General features: G+C 69.4%; 13 protein-coding genes. 6 read left to right on the forward strand and 7 right to left on the reverse strand.

Annotated elements, in window-relative coordinates:
• Window positions 1–45: 45 nt before the first annotated feature.
• On the reverse strand, window positions 46–1,305 hold the full coding sequence (locus QHF83_RS24260) for a vWA domain-containing protein (RefSeq protein ID WP_282420298.1): 1,260 nt from the start codon (window positions 1,303–1,305) through the stop codon (window positions 46–48).
• 497 nt (window positions 1,306–1,802) lie between these two features.
• Between QHF83_RS24260 and QHF83_RS24265 the strand changes: the two genes are divergently transcribed.
• Window positions 1,803–2,264 (forward strand): hypothetical protein, encoded by a 462-nt coding sequence (locus QHF83_RS24265; protein ID WP_282420299.1) that lies wholly within the window; start codon window positions 1,803–1,805, stop codon window positions 2,262–2,264.
• A 4-nt stretch (window positions 2,265–2,268) separates the two neighbouring features.
• Here the strand turns inward: QHF83_RS24265 and QHF83_RS24270 are convergent, their stop codons facing one another.
• The gene (locus QHF83_RS24270) at window positions 2,269–3,537 is read right to left on the reverse strand and encodes a hypothetical protein (protein WP_282420300.1); all 1,269 of its coding nucleotides are present in this window, start codon (window positions 3,535–3,537) and stop codon (window positions 2,269–2,271) included.
• A gap of 62 nt (window positions 3,538–3,599) precedes the next feature.
• Between QHF83_RS24270 and QHF83_RS24275 the strand changes: the two genes are divergently transcribed.
• Together QHF83_RS24275 and QHF83_RS24280 are read left to right on the forward strand one after the other, a co-directional pair.
• Complete coding sequence (locus QHF83_RS24275; RefSeq protein WP_282420301.1) at window positions 3,600–4,775, forward strand: metallophosphoesterase; 1,176 nt, start codon at window positions 3,600–3,602, stop codon at window positions 4,773–4,775.
• An 8-nt stretch (window positions 4,776–4,783) separates the two neighbouring features.
• Window positions 4,784–5,293: a peptidylprolyl isomerase gene (locus QHF83_RS24280; RefSeq protein WP_282420302.1), complete on the forward strand. Its 510-nt coding sequence runs from the start codon at window positions 4,784–4,786 to the stop codon at window positions 5,291–5,293.
• A gap of 24 nt (window positions 5,294–5,317) precedes the next feature.
• On the opposite strand, the gene nadE is transcribed toward QHF83_RS24280, so the two are convergent.
• Both nadE and QHF83_RS24290 read right to left on the reverse strand, forming a co-directional pair.
• Complete coding sequence (nadE, locus tag QHF83_RS24285; RefSeq protein WP_282420303.1) at window positions 5,318–7,237, reverse strand: NAD(+) synthase; 1,920 nt, start codon at window positions 7,235–7,237, stop codon at window positions 5,318–5,320.
• A gap of 1,131 nt (window positions 7,238–8,368) precedes the next feature.
• Entirely contained in the window at window positions 8,369–9,067 is a 699-nt protein-coding gene (locus tag QHF83_RS24290) for a hypothetical protein (protein ID WP_282420304.1), read from the reverse strand.
• A gap of 692 nt (window positions 9,068–9,759) precedes the next feature.
• Here QHF83_RS24290 and QHF83_RS24295 point away from each other — a divergent pair.
• Entirely contained in the window at window positions 9,760–10,620 is an 861-nt protein-coding gene (locus QHF83_RS24295) for a hypothetical protein (RefSeq protein WP_282420305.1), read from the forward strand.
• A gap of 15 nt (window positions 10,621–10,635) precedes the next feature.
• On the opposite strand, the gene QHF83_RS24300 is transcribed toward QHF83_RS24295, so the two are convergent.
• Window positions 10,636–11,586 (reverse strand): hypothetical protein, encoded by a 951-nt coding sequence (locus QHF83_RS24300; protein ID WP_282420306.1) that lies wholly within the window; start codon window positions 11,584–11,586, stop codon window positions 10,636–10,638.
• Window positions 11,587–11,633: 47 nt separating this feature from the next.
• Between QHF83_RS24300 and pfp the strand changes: the two genes are divergently transcribed.
• Together pfp and QHF83_RS24310 are read left to right on the forward strand one after the other, a co-directional pair.
• Window positions 11,634–12,953 (forward strand): diphosphate--fructose-6-phosphate 1-phosphotransferase, encoded by a 1,320-nt coding sequence (gene pfp, locus QHF83_RS24305; RefSeq protein WP_282420307.1) that lies wholly within the window; start codon window positions 11,634–11,636, stop codon window positions 12,951–12,953.
• An 11-nt stretch (window positions 12,954–12,964) separates the two neighbouring features.
• Entirely contained in the window at window positions 12,965–13,429 is a 465-nt protein-coding gene (locus QHF83_RS24310) for a GNAT family N-acetyltransferase (RefSeq protein WP_282420308.1), read from the forward strand.
• A gap of 8 nt (window positions 13,430–13,437) precedes the next feature.
• On the opposite strand, the gene QHF83_RS24315 is transcribed toward QHF83_RS24310, so the two are convergent.
• Together QHF83_RS24315 and QHF83_RS24320 are read right to left on the reverse strand one after the other, a co-directional pair.
• Window positions 13,438–15,051 (reverse strand): DUF4139 domain-containing protein, encoded by a 1,614-nt coding sequence (locus QHF83_RS24315; RefSeq protein WP_282420309.1) that lies wholly within the window; start codon window positions 15,049–15,051, stop codon window positions 13,438–13,440.
• Window positions 15,044–17,161 carry a DUF4139 domain-containing protein gene (locus tag QHF83_RS24320; RefSeq protein ID WP_282420310.1) on the reverse strand — a complete coding sequence of 706 codons (2,118 nt, stop codon included), beginning with the start codon at window positions 17,159–17,161 and terminating at the stop codon, window positions 15,044–15,046. Before QHF83_RS24320 ends, QHF83_RS24315 begins: the two co-directional genes overlap by 8 nt.
• Window positions 17,162–17,170: the final 9 nt, after the last annotated feature.

Consider the following 17,170-nt stretch of genomic DNA (forward strand, 5'->3'; position numbering starts at 1 on the left):
ACGAAGCAAGCGGGACGACTGTCAACCCTCGATTCCGTGACATTCTCACTTCACGATGGTTGCGCAGCCGACGAGGACGTCGATCTCGGCCTTGGTGTCCTTCGCGACCTGCGAGCACGTCGCGTCGCAGAAGATGATCTGCTTCGGCGCCCCGGGGACGTCGTAGTACCAGGCGAGCCCCGCCGCGGGGCATTCGGCCGCGGATTTCACTTGCGGGATGACGACCGAGATCCCCGACTCCGGCGTGTACTCGACGTTGATCGCGTTGTAATCGATGTCCTCGCCCGGAGGAGGCTGCGGGATGAGGTACGAGCACGAGAGCGCGGCGCCGCGAATCTCGTTCATCGCCATGAGGAACTCCTCGGTCGCATTCTGGCTCCCGTCGACGATGAACGCCGACCCCGTCCCGCCGGCCGCGGCGACGCTGTTCAGGCTCGCGATGTCGCCGACGCCGATGACGAAGGTCTTGATGCTGGGCACGCCGCTGAGTGCATTCGCCGCGGCGGTGACGGAGCTGATGGCGGCCGTGCAGCCGGTCGGCTCCCCGTCCGTCGCGAGCACGACGACCGTCGTGTGCGTGGGGTTCAAGGTCGCCCATTGTTTGGCATAATCGACCGCGCCCTGGAGCGCCGGCCCGGTCGGCGTGCTGCTCCCGGACGGGGAATGGGCGTTGATCGAGTTGATGATCGTCGTCCCGACCGCCGGCAGCGGGGCGATCGGCACGTCGGGCTTGGCGTAGTCGGAGGGGTTGCACGAATCGCCGCCGGCGGTCGAGCAGGTCTTGATGGGGAAGCCGGGCGCGGGCGGGGCGCAGGGGCCGCAGGCGGCCGGCCCGCAATCGGCGTCCGTATTGCAGAATGGTATAACGGGACAGACGACCCCGCTCGACTGCGGGAAATACTGGATACCGACGCCGATCCCCGCGGCGGCAGGCTGCTCGACGAACGCCTTGAGGGCCGCCTTCGTCGAGGTCCACTTCGAGTTATCGTTCATCGAGGAGGACTGGTCGAACATGATGTACATGTCGAGCGGGACCTGCTCGGCCTTGTTCTTCGTGGCCGCGCAGCTATCGTTGCCGCCCGAGCCCTGGTTGCCATTGCCACCGGCGCCGGCCGGGATGAAGCCGCCGCCGTCGCCGCCATTGCCATTGCCCCCGGGGTTGCCCGCGCCGGAACCATTCTCACTGCTCGAATCGCCGAATTCGGTGTTGCCGCCCGTCGCCGAGCAGGCTGCGATCCATGCGCCGGACAGCGCCGCCGCGCAAACGACCCTCGAGACGCCCGAAGAAAACCACCCGTTTCGCATGCTTCTGCCCTCCGAGCGGCGGATCGGAACAGCCGAGCGGGCGTGACGTCAAGCCCGGCGAGCGGGTCGACGTCACAAAATCGACGCGGCTCCGGCACGCGTTCGTCAATGTCGTCGCAAATGTCCGCGGCGAGCACCCTCGCCGCCCCGCTGGCGCAGCGCGTCGCTCGGTTGGCGAGGTGCATGCCCCGCCGGCGAGGCGGGTAGAAGACTTGGCCCTCACCTCACGGCGAAGGTAGCTCCCCCCGATCATGGTGAACCTCGTCCCCGCCCCGGCGAGCGACCGTGCGCCGATGGCGCCTCCGCGCGAAGGCCGCGGCCGCTCGTTCCAGAAAGCAGCCGCCCCCGGCCTTTCCAGGTTCACCCGCGACGCGGCGCAATCCCGGAATCGAAGCCTCGATATCAGCTCTTTCCAGGTTCCGAGCGCGACGGTCCCCCATCCTCTGCCCGCTCGCCTCGAATGGCGTGCCCGTTGCCCCAAGGCGACAGGCGAGGCGATGATGGGTACACAGAGCACGTCCACGCGCGGGAGCCTGGTCGGGAATACCCTCGTCACGGTGGGCGCGCTGTCGAGCGCGTTCGGGGCGGTCGGATGGCTCTCCGCCCTGCGTTCCCCCTCGATCCTGACGATCGCGCTCGGGTTTGTCCTGTATGGCCTCTTGCCGCTCGTGGTGGGCGTCAGCTTCGTGTGGCGCGGCCTCGGCGTGATCGAGGAGGCCGAAGCCGCGCGGCGCGCGGACGCGGTGAGCCGCGCGGCGCTGCTCGACGCCCTGCGCGGCGGCGCGACGGCCCGCGAGGTCGCCGCGAGGCTCTGCATGCCGAGCGCGCGTGACGCCGAGCGCGCGCTCGACGGGCTCGTGCGGGACGACCTCGCGAAGCTCGACGTCACGGACGACGGCGAGCTCGTCTACCGGCGCGACCCGGAGACGCTCCTGCTCCACGACCACGACGTGAACTGACCCTTCAATCGAGGACGCGCCTCAGCGTGCGCTCGCCGAGCTCGCCCTCGGCCGCTTCTTCGAGCGCGCGCTTCATCGCCTCGTCCGCGCACGCGTCCGCGGCCACGCGAATGCGCACGCGCGCGTCGGGGTGCTCTGCGATCCGGAGCGCCATGGCCGCCCCGAGCCGCTGCCCCGGCGGCAGGTCCGGATCGTCGACCACGGAGAAGAGCTCCTCGTGCGTCACGGCGGATTTCCGGTATCCCGCGTCGAGCAGGAGGGCCTGGAGTTTGTCCTTCCATTCCGTGAACGACTTGCCCGCGGGATCGAGCTCCGCCCCCACGGCTGGGCCGCCCGCGCCGTTCGACCCGAGCGCAATTGCCAGGCGCAGCCGGCCGGCCACCGCCATGATGAAGCTCGGGTCGCCCGTCGCGACCTCGACCCGCCGGGTGGGCTTGCCTGCCGCGCCCACTTCGAGGAACAGCTCGCGTTGCTTCTCCTCGATCGTGTGGATGTGTGAATGCGGGATCCATTGATCGGCGAAGCCACCGCGGATGCGTAGCCCGTCGTTCCCCACGATGATCTCGTGCGGCCGCGTGAGCCGCACGATGAAGGTCATCGTGAGCATGACGGCCCAGGCGAAGACGCCCATCGGCCACCGGGCGGCGGGATATTCGGTGACGAGATAACCGAGGGGTATGAAAAAGAGGATGCAGACGATCGGGAGACTCACGCAACCCGTGACGAGGGGCCGGTATGCCGAGCCGCAGAGGACCGCCACGCGCCGCCGCGCCGCGTCGATGCCGAGCCGGTCGAGGAGCCGATGCGCCGCAATGCCGTCGGGGACCTCGGCCGTGAGGGCCGAACCATTGCGCAGGTAAAGCTCGACCCGCGGACGCTTTCCATCGAGGAGCGTGCCTGGAAGGACGAGCCCGCCTTCGATCGCCGCACGCGCGAAATGATGCTCCTTTCCGCCCTGCACGGCCACGAGGCCCTGGCCATCGACCCGGAGCACGCCCGAGCTTCGCAGCGGAAGCGATAACGACGTCAGGACGGCGCCTGCGAGCGACACGAAGGGCGCGACCAATAACCCGAGGACGCCGAGGAAGATGAGCAGCGCCGAGAGGGCCATCGACGTGTCGGCCATGTCCGCCCCCGCGATCGCCAGGATCGTCACGATGAGCCCGGGGAGCCCGACGAAGGCGCCGAATCCCGCGCGCATGAGCCACCCGCCGAGCCGGGGGCGGCGGTGTTCGATGGACGAGCTCGCGACGACGAGGGGCTTTGCGCTCATGGGGGCGGAGGGGCGGAGCCTATCATAACGACATCCGCGGACGGATTGTGTACATTGCCTCCATGGCTGACTCCGGACGCTCTCTTACGCGGACGCGGCGCCTCTTCGCCTCGTCTCTCGTCGTGTGCTGCTTCGTGCCGCTCGCCATCGCGAGCTGCAGCTCGGGGGACGCGGTGAACACGTCCACGACCACGGGCGGCACCGCGACGACCGGCGCGGGCGCGGGGAACGGCGGCGCGGGGAACGGCGGCACGGGGAACGGCGGCGCCGGGAGCGGAGGCGCGGGGGCCACGGGCGGGACGGGCGGTGCAGGCGGGACGGGCGGATCGTCGACGTCGAGCACGGGCCCTGGTGGCTCGGGCGGAGGGCCGGCGGCGAAGGTGGTCCGTCTGCTCGCGATCGGCGACACCGGCGAGGGCAACGAGGCCCAGCACGCCGTGGCCGATCGAATGAGCGAGAAATGCGAGAAGGTGGGCGGCTGCGACGCCGTGCTCGTGAACGGCGACAATTTCTACGACAACGGCGTGGCGAGCGTGGACGACCCGCAATGGGCCGAGAAATTCGAGCAGCCGTACGACCGGCCGCACCTCGAGGGCGTGCCGTTTTACGCGGTGCTCGGCAACCACGACCACGGGCCCACGTCGAGCGGGAACAAGCAAGCGCAGATCGACTATGCGTCCTTGCCGCTCGGGAGCGGCCCCGGGATGCGGTCGAGCGAGAAATGGCACATGCCGGCGGCGTGGTACGACGTGACGATCGGCCACGTGCACCTCTTCGCGCTCGACACGGTCGATTTCTTGAACGGGACGCAGAAGAACGACATGAGCACCCGGGTGAAGAACTCGAAGGCGACGTGGAAGATCGTCTTCGGCCACCACCCGCGGTTCACATCGGGCGAGCATTTCTGGGACAACAACCTGCTCGGCATCGCGGGCATGTTCGCGTTCCAGAAGGCGATCTATTGCGGCACGGACATGTTCATGGCCGGACACGACCACAACCTGGAGTTCATCGACAGGGGCCGTGACGGCGACTGCCCCGGCACGCATTTCGTGGTGAGCGGCGCGGGCGCGAAGACGCGCGACACGTTCGATTTCGTCCCGACGGACGAGAAACAGCTCTACTTCGCGGATGGCTTCGAAGGGTTCGCTTACCTGGAGTTCGACGGGCCGAAGCTCTCGTTCGAGTTCATCGACAGAAACGGCGCCGTGGTCTTCTCGAAAACGATGACGAAATGAGGATCCCCATGCTCTCCCCGCGCTCTTTGCTCCTGCTCGTCCCCGCCCTGCTCCTCGCCTGCCAGGATCCGCCGCCGGCGCCCGCGCCCGCCACGTCCGCGGCGCCCGCCGCCGCGCCCTCACCCACGCCTGCCCCGACGGCCGCGCCCGCGCCCACGCCCGAGAAGACGGCGGCCGCGCCGGAAAAACCCCCGGAGTGGATCACGGCGCAGCACGTGCTCGTCGCGTACAAGGGCGCGAAGAACGCGCCGAAGACGGTGACGCGGTCGAAGGCGGACGCGAAAAAGAGGGCGGAAGAGGTCGCCGCCAAGGCCAAGGCCGGCGATGATTTCACGGCGCTCGTGAAGGAGTATTCGGACGACGCGGCGACGGCGGAGAGGCTCGGGAGCCTCGGGAAGTTCAAGGCGGATGGAATGGTCAAACCCTTCAGCGACGCGGCATTCGCGCTGAAGGTGGACGAGACGAGCGGCGTGGTGGAGACACCGTTCGGGTTTCACGTGATCAAGCGCAATCAGTGAAACCCGAACGACGAGGGCGATCGTCTACTCGCCCTTCCACTCCGTCCGCTGCACGACGGGCAATTGCAGCGCGCGCTCGCGGTCGAGGTCGAGCGAGCCGAGGTGAATCGCGAGCGGCGATTGCACCCACTTGAAGATCGATTGCGTGAACAGACGCGCGAACTTCTCCGCCCACGCCGTGAGCACCGCCGGATCCCGGTCCGGGAACACGCTCGTCAGCGCGAGCGCCACCTCGTTCGGCGCGAGCTTCTCCGCGCCGTAAAGGTAGAGGCAAGCGTCGAGCACCTCGAACGGCATGAGCTCGGCCTCGCCCGACTGGTTCGCCGCGAGCTCGGGGCCCGCCGTGGTCTCCAGCGTCGCGCGGATGCCCGGATAACCGAACCGCTTCTCCAGCCGCTCGAGCATCGCGATGACCACGGTCTTCGGCAGGTTCGCGATCACGCTGAACGCGCCCTCCAGATCGCCGCCGACGGTCGTGTACCCGAGCGCCTTCTCGCTCATGTTCCCCGTTTGCAGAAAGAGCGCGCCGCTCGTGTTCGACCAGTTCCACATGCGCTGACCACGAATACGCGCCTGCACGTTCTGCTTCGTGAGCTCGGTCGGCTCGGGCCCGCCCGGTCCGAGCAAGGTGCGCGTCGCTTCGAGCTCGCGCACGAACGCGTCCTCGATCGGCACGACCATGAACTGGACGCCGAGGTCGGCGCAGATCCGCGCGGCCGCGTTCTGCGTCGCGTCGCTCGAATACCGCGACGGCATGTAAAACGCGCTGATCATTCTTCCCGCCGCCTCGTGCCGCGCCGCGCCTTCGAGCTCGGGGTGGAGCAATTCGGCGGCGCGATGCGCGACGAGCAAGGTGAGCAGCGAGTCGCGCCCGCCCGAGAGCGCGAGGCCGATGCGGCGGAAGGCGCCGATCTTGCGGTAATAATCGGCGACGCCGAGCGCGAGCGCGTCGTGGAAATCGTCGAGCAGCTCGTCGCGCGGCGTCTTCGCCGGCAGGCTCGCCGAGGGCAGGAAGAACGAGGTCCCGGGCGGCGGCGCGGGATATCGCAGCTTCGCTCGATCGGCCGTCTTCTCGCCCACCACCTGCACGGGCACGGGCTTCTGCTCGCGCCGGAAGGTCTCGAGGTCGCTCCGCCAGGTGCTCGCCTCGCGCCGGCTCCGGACCGTGCGATCGAGGTCGACGACGGTCGCCGCGTATCCCTCGCGGAACCGCTTCGCCTCGAGCATCGGCCGGCCGTTCTGATTGACGAACCCGCCGCCGTCGAAGACGAGCCCGTCGTTGCCGCCGACGAGGTTCGCGTACGCGATCGTGCACTGGTTGTCCGCGGCCCGCGTGGCGATCATCTCGCGGCGCGTGCCCCCGATGCCCGCGCGGAACGGCGAGGCCGAGAGGTTGCAGACGATCTCGGCGTCCGAGTAACAACGCCGCCGCATCGGTCCATCGGGCGACCAGATGTCCTCGCAGACCTCGACCGCGACGATGCCGAAATCGAACTGGAAGATCCGATCGCCGCAGAACACGCCGCGCGCCTCGCGGTCCATGTGCGGCATGCCGCGGGAGAAGACGCGCGACTCGTAGAAGACGTTGTACGTCGGGAGTTTTTCCTTGGGCACGAACGCGAGGATCTCGCCGCCGTGCACGAGCGCGCCGACGTTGAAGAGGTCGCCTTCGACGCCGACGGTCAAGCCGAGGGCGAACACCGTGCGGAGCCGCGCGGTCTCCGCGGCGAAGCGCTCGAGTTCACGCCGCTGGCTGTCCACGAACGCCTGCCACTGCACGAGGTCCTCCGCCGCGTACCCGCCGACGACCTGCTCCGGGAACACCGCGAGCGTGACGTCGTCCTCGGCCATCGCCGTCGCGAGGCGGATGCACCGATCCACGTTCGAGCGGACGGCGCCGACCGTCGCGTTCACGCTGGCAACCCCGATCTTCACGAGCCTCATGGGGGCCGAGCGTAGCAGTGGGATGACGCGAGCGTCAGCCGGCGTGTGCGAGGGTGTTCTACAGGCGCCGCGAGCGGCTCGAGGCTAGAGAGGCCGAGCGAGGCGTACACTGTACGCCGAGCGAGGCCGACCGACGCATCGAGCGTCGGGATGACGGCCTGCCACCGCTCGACCCCGTGCTCGTCCGAGGCAGAGACGTGCGCGTCGCATCGTCCCTGACAACCGGATAACCGAACCCCGACGAGAGCCACATGATGAAGTCTTCGCGGCCCATGCAGCCGCGAATCGTGCGGGGCGGGGTGTATTCGAACCGGAACGCCACACGGTTCGGCTCCTCGCCCGCGCTCACAGGAGGAGGCAAAGGCAGATGAGCGGGGCGAGGGCTGCGGCGCGACGGCATGGCAGGGAGAAGATACCGCAATCCACGCAGGAAAAGGGGGAGGCCAACGTGAACGTCTTGATGCTACTCGGGTCAAGAGCGCACGCCCAACGTCAGCCTCCGAGGACAATCCTTACCGGAGACAAACGTGGCTGTCAAGCCGTGGACAAACTTTTGGTTCCGGGACGAACGGGGCGGGGGAGATCACGTGCCGTCGATGCGGAAGAGCCACGCCTCAGTCGCTTCATGATTCTTCCGCGGCCCTGGGCCTCCGGGCGGCGCGCCTCCAGCGCGCACGAGGCGCTAAAGACTCGCGAACGCGCATCGGATCTCGTGTACCCTGGCCAGGGTGCACACGGGGGAGAGCCGCACATGACCCGGAACGCGCTCTGGCGGCCCTGCACGACGGGCCGGAGCGTTCCTCGGGCCCACCACGGAGCCCGAGCGGCTGTGTCATTTGAAGCTTGGAAACATGAGATCCTCCCCGCCGAGGAATGTCACCTTGCCGCCCGTCAACATTTCAATTCCTCGCACGTCGACGGGCACGCTTCCCATTGCCATGTGAAGCGCTTGCACTGAATCGACCCCCCAAACTTTCCGCTTTTCTCGCCGCCTACCGGGCCCGCGTATCTCGTACACGACGGACCAATCGTTTCCTTCTCTTTGAGGTGCGCTGATTCGCACCCTGACATTTTTAGGCTTTGACTCCTGGGAGTGGCGGAATTCGAGTATCCTCTCGGCAATGATCCTTTTTATCGTGGGCATTTGTCCTTCATTGCCTCTCGTTCGCAGGCGCGCCGACAGTTCGCCCGGTCCTCGTTCGATTGCGCCCAGCAAATGGCCCTATCCCTCGCACTTCGCAACTTGCGGCAGCGCGCATTATCCATATTCCAAATGGCTTCACACGCATTGTAACATGCCTCGAGGGGGGTATAGGCCGCATTCTTGCACCGTTCCCTCTCAGCTTCCTCGTCGGTATCATCCTTCAACGACACGGCCGCGACCACCACGAGCACCGCGACCGCGACGACGATCATCGTCCCAGACGACCCGACGACCACCGGGATCAACCTGATCACCTGGGGCAGCGCCCACGTGTTCGCCAGCAGGCCTCGCGTAGGCAAGAGGCCGCCGCGCGAGACCAGCTCGTCGCTGTCCGGCGAGAACCCCGCGTCCGCCATCGCCCCCAGCGCTTCCATCATGCACTGCTGGACGCCAGCGTCGTCGAGCCGCGGGCCCTTGGGCTTCACCGCCGTGACGCGGTCGCCCGTCAACTCGACCGCGAACGCGATCTCGTACGCGTTGTGCCGAAGCCGCTGGCCCCCGTCTTTGACGCACGCTTGAAGCGCCTGGACCGTCATCGGAGGGAGCGCGTGCCCGCTGCCCTGCCTGGGCGCGACGGCGTGCTCGTCGCTCGCCCCGCATCCCATCGGCAACATGGACACCGCCATGCACATAACGACCAAGGCCACCCCCGCAAGCCGCCGCTTCCGCACGAGCCCACCTCCTCGCCCTCGCCGCAGGTGGGGCAGGCTACGGAGACGCCGATGCCTCCGTCAACCGTTTCCCGGTGTTTTCCCGCTGTTTCACGCGCCAACATGCCTCGAGTCGTCCCGCGACGGCTCGCCACCCCATTTCGAACGCTTCAATCGCGTTCGCCACCGAGCGCCGCCCCGCCTCCGCCCGCGCTTTTCGAACAGCGAGAGTTCCTGACCCCCCGTCGCGGAGCCGAGCCGGAACGTCGACGCTCGACCACCTCGCGCCCCTCGCCGAAATCGCGGCGCTCGTATCGGCACGCCCGTCCGCGCGTCCAAAGACCGGCGGCGAAACGCGCGCGCCACGCGCCACGGGCGCCCCGAGCCGCGACGCGACCGCACGCGCCCCCCCTTCCCGCGCCCCTATCCCACCCCGTCGACGTTGCAACCCCACTTGCGCCGCCCCGAGCGCCCCCGGCCCGCGTTGCGACCCCACTTCGGCCCCCTCGAATGCCCCCGTGACGCGTCGCCGACCCGTTCGAGCCCTCCCGGCGAGGAAAGGGCGGCGTCGCCGACCCGTTCGAGCCCTCCCGGCGAGGAGAGGGTACCGTCGCCGGGCCGTCTCTGCCCTTGACGCCCGGTAAGCGCCCTCTCTAGCATCCGCCACCATGGTTGGAATCAAGACCCTGCCCGATACCGCGACCACGCCGACCGGCGAGAGCCATTTTCGCTTCATGGCGGCCCGCATCCGGCGCAACCCATACACGCAGGCGCTCGTCGCCGAGGTCGATGCATTCGAGCCGCGCATCGAGGCCGCCATCGCCGAGGAGCGTAACCTCCTCATCGCCGAGGCCTCCGCCGCCGCCGCCGTCCAGTTCGCGGATCACGACCTCGATGCTTCGGTCGATTTCGTCTCGGTGAACGTGGACAACCGTTCGCTCCTCGGGCAGCGCCTCTTCGGCCACCTGCGCCCGAGCGAATTGAAGCGGCCGGTCCTCGGCGGGCAGCTCGATGTCATGAAGACCTGGCCCGAAGCACTGGCGGAGGCCGATAAAGCCGTGCTGAAGGACCACGCGCCCGTGGTCGCCGCGCGCGCGCAGGCCGGCGAGGAGGCGGCGAAGGAAAAGAAGATCGCAGCGCAAAACCTGATCGACTTCCGGACCATCGGCACGCGCGTCAAGCTGAACCAGGACCACAACAAATTGCGGAAGTCCCTTTTCGGCAAGCTGGGCGAGATCCAGCACGAGCACAAGCTCGGCGCCGGCTGGGCGGAGTCGTTCTTCTTGCAGGATTCGGCCGAGGAGCTGAGCCCGAGCCAGCTCGACAAGAAGATTGGCGCGGCCACGGCGGAGCTCGACGCATTGAAGAAGCAGCGGGAAGCGCTCGCCGCACAGGAGGCGATGATCGCCGCCCAGCGGGCGCAGGCCGCCCAGCAAGAAAAGAAGGCGAAGCTCGAAGCGCTCCAGAAGCTCAAGGCCGACCTCGCGGCACAAGAGGCGGCGCTGCTCTCGGAGCTCTCGGAAGGCTGAGATCCCCCTACGACATCAACGGGGCATGAAGGTATCGGCGAGCGTGAGGAGCCGATCGATCTCGGACGGCGTGAGGTGAAGGTCGCTCTTCACCTGCGCGCCCTCCGCGCGGAACACGACGGGCGCGAAGAGGCGAACTTTCACGATCCCGAGGTTCAGCGAGGTCGCCCGGTCGATCGAGGCCGTCAGCGCCGCCGCGTCCGCGCTCGCCTGCACCGGATCGGTGCTCTCGCCCGTGCTCGACACGTCGACGCCGCCGTCGGCGGCGAGGCGCAGGCGCGCGACGGCGTAACGAATCGTGGACGGCACGCGCGGCGCCTGCGAGCCCGCGAGGCTACGCGAAGGATCGTCGGCAGTCGCGACGACGGCCTCGGGCCCCTCGGGATCCGGAAAACCACCCGTGCCCTCGAAGCGCGCCGCCTGCGGGGCGAGCGACTCCGGCAAGACCGCGAGGAAGCCTTCCTCGACGAGCGCGACGACGCGCGTCTGTCCACGCACCGTGACGCGCGCCGAGGGCACGCTCGCCGTCGTGATCCATTCCCCGCGCGGCTCGCTGCGGGCGATCATCGTGTTCAGGCCCTGGCGCGCGCGCTGGTCGTCGAGCTTGTGCTGCACGATCGCGACGGCGAGGTCGCTCTGCGTGACGCCGGTCGAGGCGACGTAGGCCGCGACGACGTCGCCGGTCGCGTCGATGCCCGTGCCTTCGAGCATGCTCCGGAGCGGGTTCATCGCGCGCAGGCGGAGCTCGAGCGGATGGCCTTTCAGCCGCTCGGGCCAGACCATCATGCCGACGCGGCCGTTCACGATCGAACGCGCGATCTCGGCGGCGTTCTTCGGCCGAGGCGGCGGGGGCGTGGCTGCTTCGGGGGCCTGCTCTTGCGACGCGCAGCCGAGGAGCCCAAATGACGTGAAGGGCGACGCGGCGAGCGCGAGCAGCAAGACAACCGAGCAAAAGCGCCTCGTCACCAAACCAGGTTAGCGAAAGCCCGGAGGGGATGCTAGGGGCCGAAGTCATGAGCCACGGTCCGAAAAAGGTGGGAATCCTCGTCGGCGGCGGGCCCGCGCCCGGCATCAACGCGGTCATCGGCGCGGCCACGATCCGCGCGGTCCTCTCCGGCTACGACGTGGTCGGGATCCAGGACGGATTCCAGTGGATCATGAAGGGCGACCTCGAGCACGCCCGGCCGCTCTCCATCGACGACGTGAGCCGCATCCATTTCCGCGGCGGCTCGTACCTCGGGATCTCGCGCGCGAACCCCACGAAGTCGCAGGACCTGCTCGAAGAGACCGTGCTCTCGCTGCTCCGGCTCGAGGTGGACAAGCTCATCACGATCGGCGGCGACGACACGGCGTTCTCGGCGTCGCAGGTCGCGCTCCAGTCGAAGGGGCGCCTGCGCGTGGTGCACGTGCCGAAGACGATCGACAACGATCTCGATCTGCCGGGACAGGCCGATACGTTCGGCTTCCAGACGGCGCGGCACATCGGCGTCGAGCTCGTCGAGAACCTGATGGTCGACGCGAAGACCACGCACCGCTGGTACTTCGTGGTCGCGATGGGCCGGAAGGCCGGGCACCTCGCGCTCGGCATCGGCAAGGCCGCGGGCACGACGCTCACGCTGCTGCCCGAGGAGTTTCCGGAGGGGCACGTGCGGCTCAAGACCGTGGTCGACCTGCTCGCGGCGGCCATCGTAAAACGCCTCGCGACGGGGCGCGCCGACGGCGTGGCCATGATCGCCGAGGGGCTCGTCGAGCGCATGGAGGAGCACGATCTCGAAGGGCTCGCGGGCGTGGAGCGCGACGCGCACGGGCACGTGCGGATCGCGGAGATCGCGTTCGCCGACATCCTGAAGGCCGAGGTGCAGAAGCGGCTGAAACAGTTCGGAGTCAAAGCGACGATCATCCCGAAGAACATCGGCTACGAGCTCCGGTGCGCCGATCCGATCCCGTACGACATGGAGTACGCGCGAGACCTCGGGTACTGCGCGGCGAAGTACCTGGCAGAGGGCGGCACGGGGGCGCTCGTGGCGATGGTGCAGGGCTCGTTCCAGGCCGTGCCGTTCGACACGATCATGGACCCGAAGACGGGCCGCATGCGCGTGCGGATGGTGGACATCGCGAGCGATCGGTACATGATCGCGCGAAGGTACATGCTGCGGCTGCGCAAGGACGACTTCGACGATTCGAGCCAGCTCGCGCGGTTCGCGAACGTGCTCGACATCTCGATCGAGGATTTTCAGAAGGAGTTCGGCTACCTCGTGGAGCACGAGCCGATCCCCCGCACGTTCTACCCCGACGAACGGCCGAAGCCGTCGATCGCGCCGCCGGGCAAGTGAGGCAAGAGCCGATGGAGCCCGTTTCGATTCGCCTCGCGCACGCGGGGGACGTGGAGACGCTCGCGCGACAGCACCGCGCGATGGCGCTCGAGACCGAAGGAAAAACCCTGGATCCGGAGACGACGATCCGGGGCACGCGCGCGGTGATCGAGGACCCGGCGAAGGGGTTTTACCTGGTGGCCGAGCGCGAGGGGCTGGCCGTGGGGCAGCTGCTCGTGACGTTCGAGTGGAGCGACTGGCGGAACGGGACGTTCTGGTGGATCCAGTCGGTCTACGTCGCCGAGGGCGCGCGGCGCACGGGGGTCTACCGGGCGCTGCACGATCACGTGCTCGCGAAGGCGCGGGCCGACAAGGGCGTCTGCGGCGTGCGGCTCTACGTGGACAAGGAGAACCACCGCGCGCAGGCGACGTACGCGGCGATGGGGATGCGCGCCGCGCATTACGACTTCTTCGAGATCGATTTCGTGCTCGGCTGAGCGCGACGTCAGAACGCGGGCAGCACGACGCGCGCGCCGGCGCGCAGCTCGAACGTGTACACGAGCGTGCGCGTCGCGTGCGCGCCGACCTCGACCGTGGCGCGCAAGAAGCCGTCCTTGTCGAGGGAGAAGCCGCCGGCGTCGGCGAGGTGGATCTCGACGTCCTCGATCTCGCTGACCGGGATCCGCTCGGTGACGAGGACCTTGCGCGCCTTGTTCGAGAGGTTCGAGAGGTAGAGCGTGACCTTGCGCTCGAGGCGTTGCGCGCCGGTGATCGCTTGCGTGTCGCGCTTCTCGTCCTCGCTCCGGCGGACGCGGATCGCGTCGTCGGGGCCGAAGCCGAGCTCGAAGGGCTCGCCCTTGCCCACGAAATCGAGGCGCGCGCGGCCGACGAGGCTCGCGCCGCGCGCGAGGCGCACCGGGCCCGCGAGCAGCGGCCCCGCGCCTTCGAGCGTGGCCGTGGCGCGCAGGTGCGCCGCGGGGGAACGCACGGCGACGACGGCGCGGGCGAGCTCGGCCTTCACGGTCACGCGGCCGATCTCCACGCGGCACGGGCGTCCATTCGAGGGGAGCGAGGCGCGCTCCTTGCCGGTGTAGGTGATCGGCTCGCCGCCGTCGTCGACGCCGGGCATCTCGGAGGCCGCGCGAGCACCGCGATCGAGGCCCGCGAGCTGGATCGACTGCTCGCGCGCGGCGACGACGATGTTGCGGCGCTCCTCGTCGGTCTTCTTGCGGGTTCCGAGCACGTCGTCCGCGAGCAGCGGCGGCGAGGCGGCGCGGGTAGGGCGCGCCGTGGAGAAGCGCAGCTCGACGTCGTCCCAGGTCTCGCCCGTGCGTTGCCACGCGGTCGCGTACGTGACGATCTCGACCGTGCCCGCGGTGGCCTCGGGCCCGTCCGCGACGAGGCGCGCGAGGTGCTCGGGGCGAAAGAGCGCGCAGGGCAGGCGGTAGGTGAGCTCGACCTCGACGTCGTCCGCCTCGGGGGCGTCGATCTCGACCTCGATCACCGCGTCGTACCGCGGTTTTTCCGCGCGCCCCTCGGCGAGGCGCGCCTCGGCGCGGCGACGATCGAGGTCGGCCTGCGCGCGCTCCTCGCGGACGCGGGCGACCTCGTCGAGCGAGGCCTGCGCGGCCGCGTCGATCGCGCGCCATCCATCACGGTACGAGCCCGCGACCTCGGGCTCCGATGCCTTGCGCGGGCCGAGCGAGGCGCTCTTCACCCATTGCGTGGCGAGCTCGTAATGGTGCTGCAAACCGCGCTGCAGGCGCTCGATCGCGCGGTCGGCGGCGGCGACGCGATCCCGAGCGGCGCGCGCCTCGCGTTCGAGCGCCTCGATCTCCTCGCGCCCGAGCACGCGCTCCTCGTGCGCGCGCCGGAGCACGCGGGCCGAGAGCACGCGCGCCTCGCCTCTCGTGATCTTCGCTTGCACCGTGCCGTCGTCGACGAGGAGCGAGACGCCGGCGATGGCCTCCCAGCGCGCGCCTTTTTCGGCGCGGAAGGAGGCGCGACGCACGACCTCGGCGCGGTCCTCGAACAGGGTGACGCGCGCGGCTCGGCTCGAATGAGCACGATCCTGCGAGGGCTTTTCCGAACGAACCTGCTCCACCACGGGCTCACTCACGGCGGTTTCCTCCGACGATCTCGCTCTTGGCAGGCAGCTTGATGCGATAGGCGTAGGTGATCTTCGACTTGCCGCTCGCGGGCACCTCGACGCGGAAACGGCGGCCGCCACGCACGGGCGCGCCGATGTCCGCTTGATCGTAGACCTCGGGCTCGGGCTCGGCGGACGTGAGTTTTACGGCGACGTCCTTGTCGTCGGTGACCGGGATCCGTTCGAGGATCTCGACCTGGATCGGCACGCCGAGCGACGAGGTGAGGTCCACGGTGACGTGGTGATCCACGACGGTGGATCCGCCGAGCAAGCCGGCCGAGCTCTCCTCGGTGCGGGCGTTTCGCGCGATGCGCACGCGATCCTCGACGCCGAGGCCGACCTGCACGTAACCGCCGCGATCGACGGCCGCGATCTCGGCGGTGGTGACGAGGGCGCCTTCGAGGAAGACATCGACGGGGCCGGCGCAGAGCGGCGCGCCGAGGGGATTTTCGATGCGGGCCTCGCGATAGACCTCGCTCGATTCGCGCGGGACGGCGCGAAAACGCGGGCTCGCAGGGCCCTCGCCGATCTTGACGTGCACGCGGTGCGGACGGCCGTTCGAGGGGACGTCGCCGCTTCCTTCCGCGTCGTAGCGGTGATCGAAGCGGCCGCGGGAGACGAGCGGATCTTGCGTGCGCGCAGGGTTCGGGAGGTTTCCGATGCGCTCGCGGGCGAGGCTCGCCTCGCGGCGCGAGGCGTCGTCGGGGATGCGGCCGAGGCGGCCGCGGCGCGGTTTGTCCTCGGCGGCGGCGAGCACGAGGGCGTCGAATTCGAGCCAGCTATCGTCGGGTTCGAGAGGCGGCGGCGGCGCGGATTCGTTGTTGGCGACGGCATCCTGTTCTTGGAGGAGGCCCTCGGGGCCGCCTCCGCCGGCGGCGACGAGCGCCGAGAGCGAGTACAGGACCTCCGCCTCCTCCGCCTTCGCCGCCTTTTTCGGCGCTGGCGCGGACCGGGCAGGCATGGGCATGGCCGCCGCCGCGGGCTTCGCCGCCGCCGGCATATCCATCGACGGGCCGTTCCCCGGGGCCGGGGGCGGCGCGCCGTACGATTGCGGCACCACGCCAGCCCTCGGCGGCCCGCCGAACGTTTGCTGGGGCGGCGGGGGCGCCGCGGGACGCGCGGCAGGCCGCGGAGGAGGCGTGTCGGTCCGCGCGGCGCGCGGCATCTTCGCCATGGCCGCGTCGTAGGATTCGAACATCGCGTCGAGCCCAGGCGGCGGCGGGCGATAACCGCGCTTCGCCGGGGGCTGCGCCCGGCCGAACCGGAGCGATTGAAGCTCGGGCAAACGTGCGTCGTGGACGAGGTCGGCGGTCGAGAGGGCGAGCTCGACGTCGTTCCAGTCCTCGCCCGAGTCCTGCGCGACGAGCGCGTCGAGCTCGAGCCGCACGCGCGTCGCGTTTTTCGTGAGCCATGCCTTGTACGTCGGCCACCAGCGCGCGGCGAGGACGACGTACTCGATTTCGAGCGCCTCCATCGCGCCCTGCCCCGCGCCGAGGCGTACATGGCAAGCGAGGGTCGGCCGGGACGCACCCGCGCGCTCCTCGGTGCTCGCCTGCGCTTCGGCGAGGCGCGCGGCGTCGATTCCGCGCTGGACGCGCTCGATCGAGGCCTCGATCTCCGCGAGGCGCGTATCGATCACGGCGAGCTCCTCCTGGGCGAGGCGCGAGGTCGCGAGGGCGTCCTCGATCCGCGCCCGGGGATTTCCCTGCCGCAGGCGCCGATCCATGCCGAGATCGAAGGACACACCGGCGAGCAGGTTGCGGCGGCCCGTGAGGTGCGTGCGCGTGTCGTTCAATGCGTCGCGCTCGGCTTCGAGGGCGCGCAGGCGTTCGCGCGCCGCGCCGGTCTTGGCAGGCCCTTCGGGGACGACGAACCGCGCGCCGACGGAGACGACCTCGCGGCCGCCCTTGGCGAGCGCGCGAAAGCTCGAAGGCTCGGAGAGCGGGGTGATGCCGGCGACGACGAGCTCGCACGGCTCGCTCGGGAGCGCGGCCGGGAGCGTGACGACCCGAGTGACGAGGGCGCCGCGCGCGTGCACGACGACGCGGCGGATGCAGCTGCCGAGGGCGAGCGAGGTCATGGGCGGAGA

It is taken from the genome of Polyangium sp. 15x6 (assembly GCF_029960785.1).
GTDB lineage: Bacteria > Myxococcota_A > Polyangia > Polyangiales > Polyangiaceae > Polyangium.